The sequence below is a fragment of the Candidatus Methylomirabilota bacterium genome (assembly GCA_028870115.1).
GTDB lineage: Bacteria > Methylomirabilota > Methylomirabilia > Methylomirabilales > Methylomirabilaceae > Methylomirabilis.
Genome location: JAGWQH010000009.1, coordinates 1 through 18,987, shown reverse-complemented (window position 1 = coordinate 18,987; position 18,987 = coordinate 1). Strand labels below are relative to the sequence as shown.

Here is an 18,987-nt window from a genome sequence, read left to right as displayed (position 1 = left end):
TGATGAGGGCCGGGGTGATGACCGCAAACATCATCTGGTAAATCATATAGGCTTGGTGCGGGATGGTCGCCGCATAGTCGGGGTTGGGATCCAGCCCTACACCGCGAAGCCCCACCCAGGCAAGGCTCCCGATGATCCCGCCCGTATCTGGGCCGAAGGCCAGGGAGTAGCCCCACAGCGCCCACTGCACGCTGATTAAGGCCAGAATGATGAAGCTGTGCATGATCGTTCCCAGCGCGTTCTTTCGGCGGACCAAGCCCGCATAAAACAGGGCGAGACCGGGGGCAGTCATTAGCAACACCAATGCCGAAGAGGTGAGCATCCAGGCCGTATCGCCGGAGTCGATCTTGGGCGGCGTCGGCGGGGCGGGTGTAGAGGCCGCTACGACAGATTGGTTCGGAACGGCCTGTTGGGCGAGAGTTGGAGTGGGGGCGGATAGCAACAATGCTGCGCCAAGAACCAGTAGGATGACGGCGTTTACGATGCGTCGTTGTGGCATAGCTGCTCCTTATTGTGGTGTGGGAGAATGTGAGAAACCCGCAATAGTGTTGAACACGACATTTTTGTCGGAAACATCGAAGGTATACAAGTGAGCAGTTTCCGTGCCAACGCCGTTCTCCAGCTCAAGAACCGAGATTGAAATGTGTCATTGCGAGGGGGCGCAGCGATAGAAGCAATCTTGCAGTGCAACGACGGTGAGATTGGCGGCTCCATTCGGTCGCTCGCAATGACCGATAGGCCTCTCTTTTCACTTTCCAGTGTCCATAAAATGGGCAGAGTGAAATCGTGGTGCTTATAACTTGGGCGTGGTGACTATTACCCTGACAAGTAGTCAATCCTTGATGATAATGATTGCTGGCTGTTTGCCTCCCGTACTCGAATCAGGGTTTGAAGAAGCCTTTCAGGATGCTCCCTTTTTGCCTTTTTCACCTTGACAGGTATCGGGTGCTATACTATGTATGCTGCGTGCGGGGTTGCTGGAGATGAGGTTGACGAGGAGAGAGCGCTGCGAGAGCCGTAGTCGAGGGCGAGCCTGGCGACTTGGTGACGCAGCAAAAGCGATTATCACGGTAGAGGCGGACATTGGCTGATCAGAGCACGACCGGAGGGGATCGAGAAGATCACGTAAGCGCGACGCCGGAGGAGAATAGTTCGACCCTCTGGTCGCGGCGTGATTTTTTTTGTCTCGCAGGGTGGTGTGGAATAGCGGCCGGACTTGGTGTCGGCGGCGTGGCATTCGGACGCTTTATGTTCCCTAGAGTACTCTTTGAGCCGGTAGCGGTGTTCAAGGCCGGTCTGCCGGAGGAGTATCCGGTCGGAACCGTCAGTGAACGATGGAAACAGGAGGAGCGCGTCTGGATCGTCCATGAGCCTGATGGATTTTACGCACTCCTCGCGATCTGCACACATCTCGGCTGTACCCCGAACTGGTTGAGTGCGGAGAACAAGTTCAAATGCCCCTGCCACGGCAGCGGCTTCCGTAAGTCCGGGATCAACTTCGAGGGTCCTGCTCCCCGTCCGTTGGAGCGGATCAAGATCACCCTGAGCGACGATGGGCAGCTTTTGATCGACAAGAGCGTTGTATTTCGTTTCGAGAGGGGAGACTGGACCAAGCCTGGGGCGTTTCTTAAATTGAAGGTATAACCCGTAGGGGCAGGGCTAGCCCTGCCCAAGGAAGGGCGCCGCAAGCGGCGCCCCTGCAAGTTCACGGTCCGGTTGAAGAGGGTACGATTCTTAATGCCCAACCTGAGCGAGCTGAAGAAAAGGATCGTCGAGTCGCAGCTATGGCGCTCGATGTTTCGCCATGGGTATCCCGATACCCCGCGCAACCGGGTGCTGCAGATCATGGCGAATGTCTGGCTGCACCTGCATCCCCCCAAGATCCGACGCCACGCCATCAAGATTCGCTTTACCTGGTGTATGGGTGGCGTCACCTTTCTGATGTTCCTGGTGACGGTGGTGACCGGTGTCATCCTGATGTTCTACTACCGCCCGGTGGCTGAGTACGCGTATGCCGACATGAAATACTTGCAATACGATGTCCCGTTCGGGATGATTATGCGAAACATGCATCGGTGGGCGGCCCATGGCATGGTGATCACCGTCTGGCTGCACATGTTCCGTGTATTTATGAGCGGCTCATACAAACCACCGCGAGAGTTTAACTGGGTTGTCGGGGTCGTGCTGCTGACCATCACGCTGCTCCTGAGTTTTACCGGCTATCTGCTGCCGTGGGACCAGCTTTCGATCTGGGCTGTGACGGTCGGTACTAACATGGCCAGGGCTACCCCATTCGTCGGGAGTGAGGGGCCATTCGGCGAGGTGGTCGGCGTCACTCCGCGATACGATGCCAGGGCGTTCTTGCTTGGTGGCACCCTCGTTGGCCCCCCTGCGCTGCTCAGATTTTACGTGCTACACTGTATCTTTTTACCCATCCTGATCAGCCTCCTCATGATCGTGCATTTCTGGAGGATCAGGAAAGACGGGGGGATCTCGGGCCCATTATAGTGGTTAGTGATTAGCGGTCAGTAATTAGTGGGGGAGTGAAGAGTAATGACTCACAACCAGCGACGGGCAAAGCGATGGCTGACGTAAAAGAGCATACGACGCCGAAACCTGTTGTGCAATCTGCCGGCGCGGATGAACCTGCAGTGGCCGATAGGGTCCATGTCTGGCCCTACCTCGTGCGCAACGAGTTCATCTGTTCGATCATTGTGATGGTGATTCTGACCGTCTGGTCGATCGTGATCGACGCCCCTCTGGAGGAGCCGGCCAATCCCACACAGACCCCCAATCCGAGCAAGGCGCCATGGTACTTTCTGGGACTTCAGGAGATGCTGGTCTATTTCGATCCCTGGTTTGCCGGCGTGGTCCTGCCCAGCCTCATTATCGTCGGGCTCATGGTTATTCCGTACGTCGATGTGAATCCCAAGGGCAACGGGTATTACACCTTTCGGGAGCGGCCCTTCGCGATTACGACTTTTCTGTTCGGTTTTTTCTTTCTGTGGATATCGCTTATCATCACAGGCGTGTTTTTCAGGGGCCCCGGCTGGAACCTGTTCTGGCCGTGGGAAACCTGGGATCCCCACATGGTGATTGCGCTCACCAACGTCAATCTGCCCGCGTGGGGTCCGCTTCGGTGGATGGGTAACCCCAAGATCGCTGGGATCGAGCTGATCGGGCTCGTGTTGATTGCGCTCTACTTCAGTACGGCGCTCGTCTTTTACTACGTCAAACGGGATACGAGCGACACGATCCGTCAGTTGGGCCCTGTGCGTTATGGGATCGTGGCCTTCCTCTTCCTGACGATGATGAGCCTTCCGATCAAGGCGTTCCTCCGTCTGGCATTCAACATCAAGTATCTTTGGGTGACGCCCTGGTTCAATATTTAACGCCACAGTCGAGGTTACCTGGTGCAATCGTGGAGAAAGTGGCGCACGAGTAAGCTGGCAGAGCAGCGATCCTTACGGATCCTGTTTTTTATTGCGAGTATGCTTTTTGTGCTGGTGGCCGTCTGGGCAGTGTGGAATGAGGAGAAGACCCGGCGTCCGTGGAAAGCATACCAGCAGGAGTTTAATCGGCTGGAGTATGGACAGGTCGCTCGGGAACTGGCCGTGGAGCGATCTAGGCTCGGCACGCCGGACGTTCAGGCCACCCTCGCCAAGTTACAGGCGGATCTCAAGGCGGCGCAAGCGAGGTTGGCCGGACCCGACTCAACCAAGGCGCAGCAACTCCTTGCGCAACGTGAGGCCGGATATGCCGACATAAATATGAAGGCCCAGTTTATCAAGAGCGAGCTGGATGAAGCGCTCTACTGGGTGGAGCATGCCATTCAGAGTAAGGAGGATACCACAAAGCCCCGAGCCAAGGTGGCGGCGATTGAAAAACGGTTACGAGAACTCTCCGTCCAGGTGGATAGGCTGAGGGCGCGGGTGGAAGAAGCTCGGACGGTCGTTAAGCGGTTTCAGGTCGATGTGGATACCATTCAGGGCAGGATCGAGGAGCTCAATACCCCGGTTATCACGCTTGAGCGACGTCTGGAGTCAATCGGCGCTCGCTCGCCAGAGATCAAGCAGATTGTCGTAGAGGGTCTGGCGACCAACGAGTTCAAGGAGTCGATCCTGACGGTCGATCGCTGCGCGACATGCCACCTTGCAATCGATCGGCCCGGGTTTGAACAGGCCAAGCAGCCGTTTCGTACCCATCCGTATCGTGAGGTTCTGTTTGGCAATCATCAGATTGCCCGCTTCGGTTGCACAGCGTGCCACCAGGGACAGGGACCAACCCTCGATGTTGATGCGGCGCATGGCGAGGTCTCTCACTGGGCGCGCCCGTTGCTGCGTGGCGACTTCGTGCAGACGAGTTGCCGGAAGTGCCATGCTGACAAGAAGGAGTTTGCGCTGGCGCCCGTCTATTCGCGCGGCAGACAGATGGTAGAGGATCTCGGTTGCTTCGGCTGTCACACGATAGCGGGGTTCGAGAAGGCGCAGAAGGTGGGACCGGATCTGACGCGGATCGCCAACAAGGTCGATCCCAACTGGCTGGTCCGGTGGATCCAGAAGCCTAAGGGATACCTTCCCAAGACGAAGATGCCCCATTTTGAGCTGGCTGATGACGACGCCTTGAGTATTGCGGCCTATCTTCTCCGCACGTCTCAGCCGATGCCTGAGCTTCGGGGCGCGTTCAAGGCTCCGGCTTCGGTCGAGCGTGGAAAGGAGATCGTGAGCAAGGTTGGTTGCCTTGGCTGCCATCGGATCCCCGGCATAGAGGCGAAGACCCCACCCGCCGGCGGTCCGCCGCCTGTCCGGCCTTCGGAAAGCGAACAAGCGGCACCGGCGACAGCCGCCAAGACAGCACCCGAACAGAAGCCGGTGAAGGCTCGACTGTTGGCCCCTCCTCCCTTGCCGGAGAATCAGGATTTTGCGCCGGATCTTTCAAGGATAGCCAGCAAGGTCAATGCCGACTGGCTGTTTGCCTGGGTCAAAAATCCGAAGCAGTTTCGGCCGACAACTCGGATGCCGAATCTACGCCTCACCGACGAGGAGGCTCGGGCAGTGACCGCTTTTCTGATGACGCTGGGACAGAAGCAAAGTATGACTGGTGTGGAGCGGGAGGTAAGAAAGGTAGAGCGAGTCGCGGCGGGCGAGCGTTTGATCCGCAAGCGGGGTTGTTTCGGCTGCCACGACATCGAAGGATTCGAGACGTCGGAGAAGATTGCGCCGGATCTCAGCAACTTCGGCCAGAAGCGAATGTCGGAGCTGTTCTTCGGCGAGGCGGTCCAAGTCAAGCAGACCTGGCAGGATTATACCTTCTGGAAGCTGAAGAATCCCAGAATCTACGCCACCGAACGGGTGGAGCAGTTGATGCCCAACTTCGGCTTCACCGACGAAGAGGCGAAGACGCTGAGGGTCTACCTGAAGAGTCTCAGCGCAGAGCGTATCCAGCCGCAGTTCCAGCGAGGTCTTTCCGACGAAGAGCTGGCCATTCAGAACGGACGGACCCTTGTGAAACGCTACAACTGTAACGGATGTCACGTCATCGAGGGGCAGGGTGGCGCAATCGCGGCCTTTTACGCGAATGAGACCAGGATTCCGCCTCCCCTTGAGGTGGGGATGATGCATGAGGGGGAGAAGGTTCAGGCCACTTGGCTGTACCAATTCCTTGGGCGACCGATCCCGCTCAGGCCCTGGCTCGACGTTCGCATGCCGACATTCGGCCTCAATATCGAGGAAGCCACCGCCTTGACGAACTATTTTGCGGTGATGGGCAAGCAGCACGTGCCCTATGAGTATGTCTCGGCGGGGGAGCCGTCCCCTGAGCTTCTGAAGGCCGGGCGACTACTGATATCGAAAGAGTACTTTGACTGTTTCACCTGTCACCAGCAGGGTGAGAAAAAACCTGAGGGTCCGTCGGAGACCTGGGCGCCCGATCTGGGTCTGGCCAAGCGTCGTTTGCGGCCGATCTGGATCGGCAAGTGGCTGAAGGATCCGCAGAAGATCCAGCCTGGGACCAAGATGCCCAGCTACTATCCGGACGGTCCGAACGATATCCTCGAGGGGAAGGAGGACCGACAGATCCAGGCGATTACTGAATATCTGATGCGCCTGGGAGAGAACTGATTTATACTGTCGGCGCGATGAGAGAAGTCCAACAAGACTGAGTGACACACCGATAGAAGGAGGCGATGCTGTATGGGCAGACTACGCGAAATGGTTGCAGTAACCGTAGTGGCGGGCTTTGTCCTTGGAACCACCGCTCAGGCGTTAGCTTATGAGGGTGGTGACGTGAAAGACGGCGGAACGATCACCGGCACGATCAAGTTTCCCGGGACCCCACCAGTGCGGAAAGAGATCCAGGTGACCAAGGACAAGGAGGTCTGCGGGAAGAAATCACACCTGAGCTGGGATCTCATTGTCGGTCCGAACAAAGGGATCGAGAATGCTGTGGTGAGTTTACTTGATGTGAAAAAAGGGGAGAAGTGGACAATTACGAAAGCAACACTGGATCAGAATGGGTGTGTCTATGTGCCGCATGTCGTGGTGATGCCTGCGGGTGGCGACCTGGATATCCTGAACAGCGATGGAATTCTCCACAACATTCACACCTATGGTCAGGTGAATCCCTCGATCAACAAGGCCCAGCCGAAATTCAAAAAGGTGCTAACCGAGAAGTTCGCGCACCCGGAGATTGTCAAGGTAACCTGTGATGCCCATAGTTGGATGCTTGGCTGGCTCGTGGTCTCGGACCATCCGTACGTGGCCGTAACCAATAATAAGGGTGAGTTTACCCTCCGCAATGTTCCACCAGGACACTATAAACTTGAGGTTTGGCAGGAGACCCTCGGCAAGAAGGTGCAGGACGTCGTCGTTAAGGCTAAGCAGGAGACCAAGCTCACTATCGAACTCGCTAAGCAGTAGACTTGCCTGGAATGACGGTGTAGAGGCGACCCGGCGGGTCGCCTACTAGGTCCATAGTTTAACTCATGGGGGAGAAAATGGGGATCGCCAAGAAATATACGTACTTCTTTGGAAAAGGTCGGGCGGAAGGCAGGGCGGAACAGAAGAATCTTCTTGGAGGCAAGGGGGCGAACCTGCACGAGATGACTGCTCTCAAGATCCCGGTACCGCCCGGCTTTACCATCTCTACCGACGCCTGCATTGAGTACTTCAAGCAGGGAAGACGGTTCCCGCGCGGACTCTGGTCCGAGGTCGAGACACAGGTCGCCAAGCTGGAGCGCGCCATGGGAAAGCGATTCGGCGATCCAAGGGATCCCCTTTTAGTCTCTGTCCGCTCCGGAGCCAGGATCTCTATGCCGGGGATGATGGACACCGTGTTGAACCTGGGGTTAAACGACGAGACGGTCCAAGGCCTCATACAGCGTTCCCAAAACCCGCGGTTTGCTTACGATAGCTACCGACGGCTGCTTCAGATGTTCGGGGATGTCGTGTTGGGTATCAAGAAAATCGCGTTTGAGGGGCTCCTCAGCGAAACGAAGCGGCAGAAACGGGCCGCGGCCGATACGGATTTGACTGCTGACGATCTCATGGAATTGGTTGACACGTTTAAAGAGGTGGTTCGACGCGAGGCGGGGCGGGAATTTCCCCAGGATCCCCAGGAGCAGCTTCGCATGGCGATCGCGGCCGTCTTCGAATCCTGGCACAACAAACGGGCTATCGAGTATAGGCGGATCTATAAGGTACCGGACGACTGGGGCACCGCTGTCAATATTCAGACTATGGTCTTCGGCAATCTGGGCGAGGACTCCGGAACGGGCGTTGCGTTTACCCGCGATCCGTCTATAGGGGACAGGCACATCTACGGGGAGTTTCTGCAGAATGCTCAAGGAGAAGACGTGGTGGCGGGCATCAGGACGCCTCGTCCTATTGCGGCCTTGAAGGAGGCGTGGCCTCGCGTCTACCGGGAGTTTGAGCGGATCTGCCGAACGCTGGAGCGTCACTACCGGGACATGATGGACATCGAGTTCACCATCGAGGATGGGAAGCTCTACATGTTGCAGTGCCGCGTCGGCAAACGGACGGCGCACGCCGCCATCAAGATCGCAGTAGATATGGCCAAAGAGCGCCTGATCGACCGAAAGGTGGCCGTCCTCCGGGTGGAGCCCTGGCAACTCGAGCAACTGCTGCACCCGAGGATCGATCCGAAGCTGCAGATTCGCAAGATCACGAGGGGTCTTCCGGCCTCACCGGGCGCCGCGGTCGGGAAGGCCGTCTTCTCAGCGGAGGAGGCGGTGGAGGCCGCGGGGCAGCGCGAGAAGGTCATCCTGGTCAGGCCCGAGACCTCTCCGGAGGATATCGCGGGGATGGTGGCCGCCCAGGGGATCCTTACGGCTCGTGGAGGTCTCACCAGTCATGCGGCTGTGGTGGCGCGGGGCATGGGGAAAGCCTGCGTCGCCGGCTGCACCGACATCATGGTAAACGAAGAAGAAGGATACTTCCAGGTCGCGAATCTGACCGTCCGGCGAGGCGACTCGATCACGATCGACGGCACGACAGGTGATGTCATCGTCGGAGCGGTGGAACTGACCCAGCCTGAAGAGCTGACCGGTGAATTTGGCGCCCTGATCGCGTGGGCGGACGGCTTTCGGAAGATCGGCATCAGGACCAATGCCGATACGCCGAAAGATGCGCAGGTCACGCGGCAGTTCGGCGGCGAGGGAATCGGCCTCTGCCGGACCGAACATATGTTCTTCGAGGGGGATCGGATCGTGGCTGTGCGAGAGATGATCCTGGCGAAGGACGCCGACGAACGGCGGAAGGCCCTGGCCAAGCTCCTGCCGATGCAGAAGCAGGATTTCAAGGCGATCTTCGAGCTGATGAATGGTCTGCCTGTCATCATCAGGACGTTAGATCCCCCATTGCATGAGTTCCTTCCGAGAAAAGACGAGGAGATTCGAAAGGTAGCCGAGAACATGGGGGTATCGGAGGAGGCGCTCAAGGAAAAGGTTCGCATCCTCCAGGAGTTCAATCCGATGCTGGGCCATCGTGGCTGCCGCCTCGGGATTACCTATCCTGAGATCACCGAGATGCAGGCGCGGGCGATTTTTGAGGCGGCCTGTGAACTCAAACGGGAAGGGAAGCGTCCATTCCCGGAGATCATGATTCCTCTTGTCGGCCACGTGAAAGAGCTGCAGATCCAGCGGGAGATCGTGGACCGGGTTGCTCGGGAGGTGATGAAGGAGTATGGGGTGAAAGTCCGCTACCTTGTGGGGACGATGATTGAGCTACCCAGGGCGGCGTTGGTGGCCGATCAGATCGCTGAGGCGGCCGACTTCTTCTCCTTCGGGACCAACGACCTGACCCAGACCACCTTCGGGTTTTCGCGGGATGACTCCGGCCGGTTCCTTCCCCTCTATCTGGAGAAAGGAATCCTTTCGGCGGATCCCTTCGCCGTCCTCGACGAAGAGGGGGTAGGAGCACTCATGCGAATCGGGATAGAAAAAGGCCGGCGAGCCAAGCCGGAGTTGGAGGTCGGTATCTGCGGCGAGCACGGAGGCGAGCCTACCTCGGTCGATCTCTGCCACCGATTGGGTCTGGATTACGTGAGCTGCTCCCCGTACCGTGTCCCCATCGCCAAGCTGGCGGCGGCCCATGCCGTTCTGAAGAGGCAGGTCAAGGTTAAAGAGATGGGGGAGAAGTAGGGCTTCTCCCCCTATTTGGGGAGCGCAGGCGCAGCGACCTTGAGATCCGGGAAGCACTGGCTCCCTCACGTCGGTCTTTCGCTGGCTATGTACTTAATGTTTTCCTGGGTCCAAGGCCTTCCCGGCGCGTGCGGAGAGGATATACGCTTCCAGAGCTTTCATCTTAGGGTCGTCACCCGTGAGTTTCTTCCCCTCCATTGGGTTTTCGATGCACCAATTAATCATGTCCCTGAGCAGGGCGAACGCCTTTAACTGCGTCTGGAACTTGGGATAGGTCTCGGGATGCGTGTTTGAAGCATTCGGATGGCACATGTCGCAGGAAATGCCGTTGGTTCCCAGCGACGAGCCGTGAAAGAGGTTGTAGCCTTCCTCGATTACGCGCTTCTGCTCGGCGGCCCAGACGCGCATCTCCCGTTCCGTGTGCGGTACGCCCCCGTGGACGAGCAGAAGCGGCAAATTTTGTTCGACTTCTCTCATCTCGACGAATGGCCGGCCCTCGATGGACAGATAGACTGTCGTCTCCTGCTGTGGGAGTCTGGCGAGAACGCGGTAGTCACAGTACTTCATCAGCGCCATAAGGAGCTTCGCCACCTGCCGGGCTTTCTCATGGGGGAGCACCGCCCCCTGCCGATAGCCCTCCACGATGACCGTCTTCTTCTTATCGCATGCCGTCACCGTTTTCGTGATCCATGGCTCATCGGACGCAGAGGCCACATGCATGGCGAAGGGTCCGGCCGCGCCTGCAGCATTGACGTGCCATGTAACGACGAGGGCGCCAGCCACAGCTATTCCTGCAACGAGGCCGAGCGCCCCGATAACTAATCGTGTTCGCATCGTTTTCCTTCCTTTCCTCAATCTTAATACGAGGGGCCCGGGGTAGCCGCTTTGCCGGATTCCATCTGAGCCGCGGTGACGACCGTCGGGTTTCGATCCCACAATCTGTAGATTTTATTTGCTTGCCCAGTCGCGAGGAGATCTACGTTCCCCCATCCACAGCCATCAAACTGATTGAACGGATCAGCCCGATCCATCTGAACGGTGAGCTTGGGGAGCCCCTCTGGAGCGTACGGCCAGGGCCAGGCCGTAGAGAGCACACCGTGAAAGTGGATGTTACCGATCCTGTTCGTCAGGACCTGATGGGTGTGGGCGTGGATTACCGTCACAGACGTGAAAGACGCCAGGAGCTTTTGCACCGCTTCGGCATCGTCGGTCCAGAAGTTCCAAGGCTTGTAGTACTTGTACAGGGGGGAATGGGAGAAGATCACGAGGGGAGTCGTCTTATCTACCTGGGCCAGGTTCTTCCCGAGCCACTCTCGTTGCTCTTCGCCGACCGTGAACGGCCTGCCCTTCGGATTGTCGAGCTGGGCCATAAAGAGCATCCGCTCCATCGGTTTCATCTTCGGGGCTGTCCAGTAGTCCTCTACGATGACGCTGTTCAGGACCACGAAATGGACCCCCTTGTGGTCGAAGGCATACCACGGGTTGCCGAACAGCTCGCGCCACTTCTCCCCCATGTCGAAGTACCAGTCGTGCTCCCCGACCATCATGTACCGTTTCGCTTTCAGCTCATCAAGGATCTCCTTGCCGAGCTTCAGCTCCTCAGCCTGGCCGAGCTGAGCCAGATCGCCTCCGAAGAGCACGAAATCAGGCGGTGGGCTCATGGCATTCACATCTTGCACTGCCTTCATGGCGGCCTTCGCGAAGCGGTGCGTCATTCCTCTGGCGAAGAGGTGGGTGTCGGACACATACGCGAAGGTGAACTTGTCGGCGCCATAGGCCAGCTCAACGGGCTGGAAGGAATGCGGCGCGTAGGAGATGATGTGGTGCCCGAATTGCATCACCAGATCCGTGGCAGCGGCCATGGCGGCCACCTTCCCGGTAGCGGAGAAGAACTCCCGCCGGCTCATCTGTCGCAGTGAGGTGAAGAGCTTCTCCCGATTCTCGGGACGCAGCATCTGTCGCTTCATCTGTCCTTCCTCCTTGAACTATCGATCCCCTCTGCGTTCCAGCTCCTTGACGAGCGAGGGTAGATCGTCGCTGGTAAGGGCCTTCAGGAGTTCGACGAGATCCTCTCGCTCCTGCTCCGAAAGACCAAGAGGCCGTATTCCGCCGTCGAGATTCGGGTTCGGCACTCCGCCCTTGTCATAGAACTCAATCACGCTTTTCAGGGATGCTTCACTCCCGTCGTGCATGTAGGGCGCGGTCAACGCGATATTCCTGAGCCCTGGAGTCTTAAAGGCGCCGATATCCCTGGGCTGCTTCGTAACGAGATACCGGCCCAGCTCGGCAGCCCCAGGCTCATGGGCCAGCGTGGCAACATCCGTGTCGACAGCGGCCTTCCGAGCCAGCGCTTCGAAGTTGGTGTCCTTCATCGCAACTCCGATATTGTGGAATTTGTTGTCGGTGAAGAAGGGATAGGGGGTATTGAACTCATGGCAGGTTATGCAGCGAGCCTTGCCCTGGAATAGCTCCCACCCTCGCTGAGCGGAGGGACTGAGGGCAGTTTTGTCGCCGGCAATGAAGCGATCGAAAGGAGAGTTAAAGGTATTCAAGGTCCGTTCGAAGGTCGCGATGGCTTTTGCCAGTTGATCGATGGTCAACTCCTCTGTCCCGAAGACCTCTTGGAATCCTCGGCGGTATGCCGGGATCGTCCGCAGTTTCGTCACGAGGGCATCATGTGATGGCATCCCCATCTCAACGGGATTCACAAGGGGCCCTTTGGCTTGCTCCTCCAGGGTCGGAGCGCGGCCGTCCCAGAACTGGGCGTCCAGAAAGGCGGTATTCAACGTGGTGGGGCTGTTCCTGACCCCCTTTTTCTGTTGGATCCCCTCGGCGACCTTTTTTCCATCCGCAAACCCAAACTTGGGGTCATGGCAGGTAGCACAGCTCACGGTGTTGTCGAGCGAGAGCCGTTTGTCAAAGTAGAGGGTTCGCCCTAGCGCCACCTTCCCTTCGGTCAGCGGGTTATTCTCCGGGACGATTGGCTCAAGGACGCTGTGTGGCAGTTTTAACGTGTAAGGCCCCGATTCCTGTCCCGCCGCAGAAAAGAGCTGTACATCATTGACCGGCCAAAGGCTCACTCCAATGAGTACAGCACTCAGAGTGACTACGGCGAGTCCCGATGGTCTCATACTTCAGTCTCCTTGATAGAAGGAAAAGTAAAGATTCAAACAGTGTTTGTCAAGACATTTTGGAATAGTATTTCAGTGTGTGGTTGATCAATAATCGCTTGGCGGGTCAAGGATGAAAGGCGAGACTAAGCGTATGAGCCGCCCTGTCGGCGGCTCATACCGGTCTGAAGAGTCACGTTAAAGCGATATGGGGGAGCAGAGGATGACCTCCTCTTATTATTTGGGAAGCGCGGGCGCAGCTACCTTGAGATCGGGACAGCTCAGCGACTTCAAAAACGCCACCAGATCTCCCTTTTCCTGAGCTGTCAAATGGAGCGGCTTGATCTCTTTTGAGAGATTGGGATTTTTTGTGCCGCCTTGGTCGTAGAAGTTAATCACTTCCTCCAGAGTCTTGGCGCTGCCGTCGTGTAGATAGGGGGCGCTGGCGGCGATGTTGCGCAGGGTCGGCGTCTTGAACGCTCCCTTATCGGGCTCTTTCTTCGTAACCTTAAAGCGACCAAGATCCGGGTCCGCCTTGTCTATGCCTACGCCGAGGTTGTGGTAACCTTCGTCGGTGAAGTTGAAGCCTGTGTGACACGTCACACAGTTCGCCTTCTCCCGAAAGAGGGTGAGCCCACGCTGGGCACTCGCAGTAAGGGCCTTCTTATTCCCAGCTTCAAACTTGTCAAAAGCTGAGTTGCCACAGAGGAGGGTTCGCTCGAAGGAGGCGATGGCTTGGGCGACCCCCTCTTTGGTCACTGGCGTACCGAAGGCCTTCTTGAATTGCTCCCGGTATCCGCCCAACTTGTCCAGGGTGGCAACCATCCCTTGCAGGGTGTGGCCCATCTCGATAGGGTTTTGAACCGGGCCCAGTGCCTGGTCTTCCAGCGAGGGGGATCGGCCATCCCAGAACTGATCCTGGCTGAAGAGACGATTGATCGTCACCGGGGCGTTGCGGCCACCTACCTGCCCTTTGATCCCTGTGGAGGTGGGGCGGCCGTCGGAAAACCCTTTGTCCGGCGCGTGACAGGTGGCGCAAGCCACGGTCCCGTCGGCCGAGAGTCGCTTGTCAAAATAGAGCGCTTTGCCGAGGTTGATCTTGTCGGCTGTCAAAGGATTGTCCGGGGGGATATACGCCGCATCCTCTTGCAGGCCGAGCGGCATCTTAAGCTTGTATGGTTCTTCGGCGTTGCTTCCCGTGACGTAAAGACCCAATACAGTGGAGAATAGCGCGCTGATAATGAGTACCCCGCTTGCCCGGCGTTGCATGCTGTCCCTCCTGGTCCCCTCGGAACCGCCGCGTGTACCGCAGCAATTCAGATCTGACTACCTGCACCGCTTTAACAGTTCCGTTCTATCACTCCGGCGCTCCTATATAGCACATTCGAAGAGGCAAAACAATGACTGCAACATGATTTTTTACGGGGTGCGTCGAGTAGCCTATAGTCGTGGGTGGCACAAGGGGATACCGGTTTTTCATTGACTTCGCTTCAGGGCTCAGCTAGAAAACATAGTTAATGACGGATTATGACGAGAGATTAATGGCCCACACGCAGGCGCGAGTCCACAGCCTCTGGCCCCATCGATTGGCCTTGGTGACTGCAGCCTCAACCTTGATGTTGATCTTCGTAGGCGGCCTGGTCACGAATACCGGGGCGGGGCTGGCGGTGCCGGATTGGCCGACTACGTTCGGGTATAACATGTTCCTCTACCCGTGGTCGCGCATGGTGGGGGGGATCTTTTACGAACACAGTCACCGGCTGATCGGCTCCACCGTGGGCATACTCACGGTAACATTGGCCCTTGTGCTCTGGTTGAACGACGCAGGCAGAGCGGCTCGGTGGCTCGGAGTTGCCGCCGTCGGCGCGGTGGTTATCCAGGGGGTGCTCGGCGGCCTGCGAGTCATCCTGATGTCGGCTGGAAGCGAATTCGCACTCATTCATGGGCTGCTGGCTCAAGCCTTCTTTGCCCTTATAGTAAGCCTAGTGGTGTGCACCTCCCAGGAGTGGAAACACAGACCCTGGCAGGTTGTGGTTGCGGATGTCGGAATGGTCCGCCGTCTCTGCCTCCTGACCACCGGTTTTCTGTACCTTCAGATCTTCTTTGGAGCCATGCTGACACACATCGGTGACTGGATCCTGGCCCATCTGTTATGTGCCGTCCTTGTCACTATCCTTATCTGGCGCCTGGCGACACGAATCCTGGGACTTCATTCGGATCAGGTGACGCTCGCGCGTCCTGTCGCGCTGCTCATCGGCCTATTGGCGCTGCAGCTTCTGTTGGGCCTCGGATCGTATGTGAATCGCTTTACGTCACTCGACATTCCTTACTCGGTCTTTACTCGGTTGGCGCTTCCGACCGTTCACAGGATCACCGGGACGCTGATGCTGGGACTCTGTATCGTTCTGACGCTGCGGGCCTATCGACTGCCGGCATCGCGACAGCCCGACGCCGGCCGGGAATTGCTCGCCGAGCGGATGCGCGCATGATGCCAACATCTCACACATTAGGCGCCGAGTTCACGCGCGCATCCAGACGAGCGGTTGATTTCGTATCCCTGATGAAGCCGCGTATCCTGCTGATGGTGCTGCTCACCACATGTGCGGGCTTTTACCTTGGCTCCGGCAGTACGCCCAGCTATGAGATCCTGTGGCAGGTGCTCACCGGTACGGCGCTTGCTGCGGGCGGGACCCTCGCGCTGAATCAGTTCCTCGAACGTGACCTGGACGCACGGATGGCGCGTACACGGCTCCGGCCATTGCCGGCTAGCCGGCTGCAGCCTGCGGAGGCACTCCTGTTCGGGGTCTTGCTCGCAGTCGCGGGTCTGCTGTACCTGGCCGTCGCGATCAACACGTTGAGCAGTGTGGCGGCGGCGGTCACCGTGGGAAGCTATCTGTTTGTCTACACGCCCATGAAGCGAAAGACCGCATGGTGCGTCATTGTAGGAGCCGTCCCCGGGGCGTTACCGCCGGTTATCGGCTGGGCGGCAGCTACAGGACGGCTTGGTATTGAAGCGTGGGTACTGTTTGCCATCCTGTTTGTGTGGCAGCTTCCCCACACGTTGGCCATCGCCCTGCTGTATAAGGACGATTATGAACGGGCAGGGATTCGACTTCTCCCTCTGATCGATCCGGACGATAGACTGACGAGCTATCAGATCGTCGGCAACTGCCTGATCTTACTTGCCGTCAGCCTGCTGCCGACCCTCATCGGATTTTCCGGCCCACTCTATTTCCTGGGCGCACTGGCGCTGGGTATCGGCATGGTGGGTTGCGGGGTGACGCTTGCCCTGCGGCGATCGACGGCAGATGTGAGGCGGCTGGTGTTCACGTCGCTTGTGCAGCTTCCGGTACTGTTTCTGTTGATGGTGCTGGATCGGATACCATTGTAACGGTCAGTATTCAGCCGTCCGCCGCCAGTCGACCGATCGGCTTACGCAATGTTCGCCTGTACAGATGACGAAAATCCAGGAGTAGAACCGATGTCCTTTCGCGAGGACTTCCCGGATTACGAGACCTATCAGGACGACTCGTTGTACTACACCAAGGTGTCGCCTGCTGTAGTCGCTCCGCTCAAGGACCTGATCCTTCGGATTGCTGGATCGGCGCAGCATCTCAAGGCGATCTGTAATGATGTCGCGTCTCGTGTCCCTTGCGAACCGACCCGGAATGTGGGGTGGGACTGGTTGGTCAATGATCTGGACTCTATGCTTGAACAGGTCATCAGAAAGAAATTGTATAAATTTGTGGATGTTATCTGTGACCTAGCTGGCGATCACGGAAATGCTGAATTCGCAGGAGAGCTCAACCATCTGTTCGAAGCTTGCGACTTCGGCTATCGAATGATTTCGGCCGACAACGGTTTTGGGGAGAGCTACTGTCGGACTGTCCATAAGGTACCTGAATGAGAGGAGGTACGACATGGCGAGGATCCTCGTTCTGTACTACAGCATGTACGGCCACGTCGAAACCTTAGCGAGGAGGGTGGCTGAAGGCGCTCGAAGTGTCGAAGGCGTCGAGGTCACGATCAAGCGCGTCCCTGAGCTGATGCCAGAAGACGTTGCTCGAAAGGCGGGAGCGAAGCTTGATCAGGAGGCGCCCATCGCCACGGTGGCCGGGTTGCCGAACTATGACGCAATCATTTTTGGAACGCCGACACGATTTGGGAATATGTGTGCTCAAATGCGAAACTTTCTCGACCAGACGGGGAAGCATTGGGTGAGCGGCGCGCTGATCGGTAAGGTCGGCAGCGTGTTCACATCCACCGCGTCTCAGCATGGTGGACAGGAAACCACGATCACCTCATTTCATAGCACGTTGCTTCACCACGGAATGATTATTGTCGGGGTCCCGTATTCGTGCCAGGCACTGCTCAACATGACAGAAATCACCGGTGGCAGCCCGTATGGCGCAGGCACACTTGCAGGTACAGATGGTCGTCGTCAACCATCAGAGAACGAGCTGACAATCGCACGTTTCCAGGGTGAGCATGTGGCCACGATTGCCAAAAAACTGGCGCGGTAACACAACGCTTACCTGATACGCGACGGCAGCCGACGTTGCTCCTGCTGATGGTACTGGATCGGGTGCCAATCTAACCGCGCCCTTAAATCTGTCCGGAAAGGCTTGCTCTCAGGAGAAGTAGTGATCCTCTCCGTTGCCGTCCTGCCTACCATCAATGCCGCACTCAATGGGACCAGCGCGCTTTTCCTGACCCTGGGCTACCTTTTTATCCGACAGCGAAAGATCGTCGCGCACAAGCTCTGTATGGGATCGGCCCTTGGGATCTCCACCCTCTTTCTGATTTCCTATCTGACGTATCACTATCAGGTGGGATCGATTCCTTTTGCGGGACACGGAGGCATTCGAGCGCTGTATTTCACGATCCTGATCTCCCATACAGTGTTGGCAGCGGCGATCCTCCCATTAGCTCTCATCACGGTCTCCCGAGTACTGAAAGGGCGCTTTGACCGACACGTGAGGATTGCGCGCTTTACCCTTCCGCTGTGGCTGTATGTCTCGGTCACCGGGGTCATTATCTACTTCATGCTGTATCATCTGTACCCGCCAGCATGACCATCGCACCAACCCGCAGACGTCTTCGGTCTACATCACGCGCCTGCGGCACGCCGATAGGTATGAAAGTCCGGTTGTCGTTGCCATATAGGGGACATGTCATTGCGAGCGACTGAAAGGAGCGCGGCAATCTCACCGTTCTCTTCTCGTCAGTTGGGGAACTGGGGGAAAGAACGGTTGGATTGCTTCAGTCGCTACGCTCCTCCGCAATGACCGCAAAGGGACTTTCGAAGCGATAAACCGCTCAAGGCTGCGCCTCACACGGCCAATCCAGGCTATCCAAATTGATCTGTAGAAATGTCCGCTCCGATCTCGCCGGTTCTCACAAGCAACACCCCCCATGAGATCCCGTCCCAACCTGTAATTTCGGACTGGTCGATAGGCTGTGCTATCGGGATATCAGAGGAGGGTCATCCGTTGAGAGGAGGGGACAGCTTCTTGAGGAGAGGGTTACGAAGTGCATATTACGGGGGTGTAATGTTTATGGGCGACCGCCCACCGGCATCAATAGGAAAGCGATGTGCTACCATGGAGCAGAGTCGGGCGAAGGTCGGCAAGTTCGATTGGTGCTCCGAGATCGCGTGGCATGTGACCTACTGGTCGTCGTTCCAGGGCTGCTTTCTGGTTAATCTACACTTGCGAAGTGCCACGCTAATACTGGATAACCGGCAAACCCCTTTTTATGCGTAGGCCTTGGAGGCGCGATACGCCAGCCATGCCCCCGCCACGAAGATGACGTATAAGAGGTTTCCCAAGATGATCGAGGCAATATTGAGCGCGAAATCCACCTTCCAACACCATCCGTCGCCGTCAAAATAGAACTACTGGGCAAGGTAGGTGACACCTGAGTTGATGGCTGCCGAAAGGCGCCCAATAAGAATAGTAGCAATGGTAAGGCGATTTCCGAGACGTGAGCAGAGCCGCCCACACTGAGCCTTCCGATGTAAGACAATAGCTCGACTGCGGCACTAACCCATCTTCCGCAGTTGGAGCATGGCAAACCAATAACGTCAAACAGTTACAGCCCTGATTCGGCCGTTTTCTGCACTACATTGTCAATGATCTTGGGCCGGTTGGGCAGCAAGATGTTCATCCGCTGGAGCAGCACCCTCAGGGCTTTTGAAGGGGTAGAGACCACTCTCAG

Annotated in this window: 16 protein-coding genes; 11 read left to right on the top strand and 5 right to left on the bottom strand. The window is 57.3% G+C overall.

Features of this window, described 5'->3' with window-relative positions:
• On the bottom strand, nt 1-499 hold a 499-nt coding region (locus tag KGL31_00405), incomplete at its 3' end, for an ammonium transporter (GenBank protein MDE2320375.1).
• Nucleotides 500-1,083: 584 nt separating this feature from the next.
• Between KGL31_00405 and KGL31_00400 the strand changes: the two genes are divergently transcribed.
• The 6 genes from KGL31_00400 (at nt 1,084) to ppdK (ending at nt 9,658) form a co-directional block, all read left to right on the top strand.
• Nucleotides 1,084-1,644, top strand: coding sequence for a ubiquinol-cytochrome c reductase iron-sulfur subunit (locus KGL31_00400; GenBank protein MDE2320374.1), 561 nt, complete (start codon nt 1,084-1,086; stop codon nt 1,642-1,644).
• A 93-nt stretch (nt 1,645-1,737) separates the two neighbouring features.
• Nucleotides 1,738-2,508 (top strand): cytochrome b N-terminal domain-containing protein, encoded by a 771-nt coding sequence (locus KGL31_00395; GenBank protein MDE2320373.1) that lies wholly within the window; start codon nt 1,738-1,740, stop codon nt 2,506-2,508.
• 74 nt (nt 2,509-2,582) lie between these two features.
• The gene (locus KGL31_00390) at nt 2,583-3,392 is read left to right on the top strand and encodes a cytochrome C (GenBank protein MDE2320372.1); all 810 of its coding nucleotides are present in this window, start codon (nt 2,583-2,585) and stop codon (nt 3,390-3,392) included.
• Between the two features lie 21 nt (nt 3,393-3,413).
• Nucleotides 3,414-6,119 carry a c-type cytochrome gene (locus KGL31_00385; GenBank protein ID MDE2320371.1) on the top strand — a complete coding sequence of 902 codons (2,706 nt, stop codon included), beginning with the start codon at nt 3,414-3,416 and terminating at the stop codon, nt 6,117-6,119.
• A 72-nt stretch (nt 6,120-6,191) separates the two neighbouring features.
• The gene (locus KGL31_00380) at nt 6,192-6,917 is read left to right on the top strand and encodes a carboxypeptidase regulatory-like domain-containing protein (GenBank protein ID MDE2320370.1); all 726 of its coding nucleotides are present in this window, start codon (nt 6,192-6,194) and stop codon (nt 6,915-6,917) included.
• 83 nt (nt 6,918-7,000) lie between these two features.
• Entirely contained in the window at nt 7,001-9,658 is a 2,658-nt protein-coding gene (gene ppdK / locus KGL31_00375) for a pyruvate, phosphate dikinase (protein ID MDE2320369.1), read from the top strand.
• 93 nt (nt 9,659-9,751) lie between these two features.
• Here the strand turns inward: ppdK and KGL31_00370 are convergent, their stop codons facing one another.
• The 4 genes from KGL31_00370 to KGL31_00355 all read right to left on the bottom strand — a co-directional run bounded on the left by KGL31_00370 (nt 9,752) and on the right by KGL31_00355 (nt 14,037).
• Nucleotides 9,752-10,492: a hypothetical protein gene (locus KGL31_00370; protein ID MDE2320368.1), complete on the bottom strand. Its 741-nt coding sequence runs from the start codon at nt 10,490-10,492 to the stop codon at nt 9,752-9,754.
• Between the two features lie 23 nt (nt 10,493-10,515).
• Nucleotides 10,516-11,613 (bottom strand): metallophosphoesterase, encoded by a 1,098-nt coding sequence (locus KGL31_00365; protein ID MDE2320367.1) that lies wholly within the window; start codon nt 11,611-11,613, stop codon nt 10,516-10,518.
• Nucleotides 11,614-11,643: 30 nt separating this feature from the next.
• Complete coding sequence (locus tag KGL31_00360) at nt 11,644-12,789, bottom strand: cytochrome-c peroxidase (protein MDE2320366.1); 1,146 nt, start codon at nt 12,787-12,789, stop codon at nt 11,644-11,646.
• 216 nt (nt 12,790-13,005) lie between these two features.
• Nucleotides 13,006-14,037 carry a c-type cytochrome gene (locus KGL31_00355; GenBank protein MDE2320365.1) on the bottom strand — a complete coding sequence of 344 codons (1,032 nt, stop codon included), beginning with the start codon at nt 14,035-14,037 and terminating at the stop codon, nt 13,006-13,008.
• A 272-nt stretch (nt 14,038-14,309) separates the two neighbouring features.
• Here KGL31_00355 and KGL31_00350 point away from each other — a divergent pair, with 272 nt between their 5' ends.
• The 5 genes from KGL31_00350 to KGL31_00330 all read left to right on the top strand — a co-directional run bounded on the left by KGL31_00350 (nt 14,310) and on the right by KGL31_00330 (nt 17,843).
• Nucleotides 14,310-15,257, top strand: coding sequence for a COX15/CtaA family protein (locus KGL31_00350; protein ID MDE2320364.1), 948 nt, complete (start codon nt 14,310-14,312; stop codon nt 15,255-15,257).
• A complete protein-coding gene (cyoE, locus tag KGL31_00345; GenBank protein MDE2320363.1) occupies nt 15,254-16,159 on the top strand; it encodes a heme o synthase in 906 nt (301 codons plus the stop codon). Before KGL31_00350 ends, cyoE begins: the two co-directional genes overlap by 4 nt.
• A 90-nt stretch (nt 16,160-16,249) precedes the next feature.
• The gene (locus tag KGL31_00340; GenBank protein MDE2320362.1) at nt 16,250-16,675 is read left to right on the top strand and encodes a hypothetical protein; all 426 of its coding nucleotides are present in this window, start codon (nt 16,250-16,252) and stop codon (nt 16,673-16,675) included.
• A 13-nt stretch (nt 16,676-16,688) separates the two neighbouring features.
• Entirely contained in the window at nt 16,689-17,291 is a 603-nt protein-coding gene (gene wrbA, locus KGL31_00335) for an NAD(P)H:quinone oxidoreductase (GenBank protein MDE2320361.1), read from the top strand.
• Between the two features lie 123 nt (nt 17,292-17,414).
• On the top strand, nt 17,415-17,843 hold the full coding sequence (locus KGL31_00330; GenBank protein ID MDE2320360.1) for a DUF420 domain-containing protein: 429 nt from the start codon (nt 17,415-17,417) through the stop codon (nt 17,841-17,843).
• Nucleotides 17,844-18,987: the final 1,144 nt, after the last annotated feature.

What these genes read in the sequence shown, in the direction of transcription:
- KGL31_00395 (MDE2320373.1), top strand. Translation starts at nt 1,738, where the DNA reads ATGCCCAACCTGAGCGAGCTGAAGAAAAGGATCGTCGAGTCGCAGCTA.
- KGL31_00390 (MDE2320372.1), top strand. Translation starts at nt 2,583, where the DNA reads ATGGCTGACGTAAAAGAGCATACGACGCCGAAACCTGTTGTGCAATCT.
- KGL31_00380 (MDE2320370.1), top strand. Translation starts at nt 6,192, where the DNA reads ATGGGCAGACTACGCGAAATGGTTGCAGTAACCGTAGTGGCGGGCTTT.
- KGL31_00370 (MDE2320368.1), bottom strand. Translation starts at nt 10,492, where the DNA reads ATGCGAACACGATTAGTTATCGGGGCGCTCGGCCTCGTTGCAGGAATA.
- KGL31_00365 (MDE2320367.1), bottom strand. Translation starts at nt 11,613, where the DNA reads ATGCTGCGTCCCGAGAATCGGGAGAAGCTCTTCACCTCACTGCGACAG.
- KGL31_00360 (MDE2320366.1), bottom strand. Translation starts at nt 12,789, where the DNA reads ATGAGACCATCGGGACTCGCCGTAGTCACTCTGAGTGCTGTACTCATT.
- KGL31_00355 (MDE2320365.1), bottom strand. Translation starts at nt 14,037, where the DNA reads ATGCAACGCCGGGCAAGCGGGGTACTCATTATCAGCGCGCTATTCTCC.
- KGL31_00350 (MDE2320364.1), top strand. Translation starts at nt 14,310, where the DNA reads ATGGCCCACACGCAGGCGCGAGTCCACAGCCTCTGGCCCCATCGATTG.
- cyoE (MDE2320363.1), top strand. Translation starts at nt 15,254, where the DNA reads ATGATGCCAACATCTCACACATTAGGCGCCGAGTTCACGCGCGCATCC.
- KGL31_00340 (MDE2320362.1), top strand. Translation starts at nt 16,250, where the DNA reads ATGTCCTTTCGCGAGGACTTCCCGGATTACGAGACCTATCAGGACGAC.
- wrbA (MDE2320361.1), top strand. Translation starts at nt 16,689, where the DNA reads ATGGCGAGGATCCTCGTTCTGTACTACAGCATGTACGGCCACGTCGAA.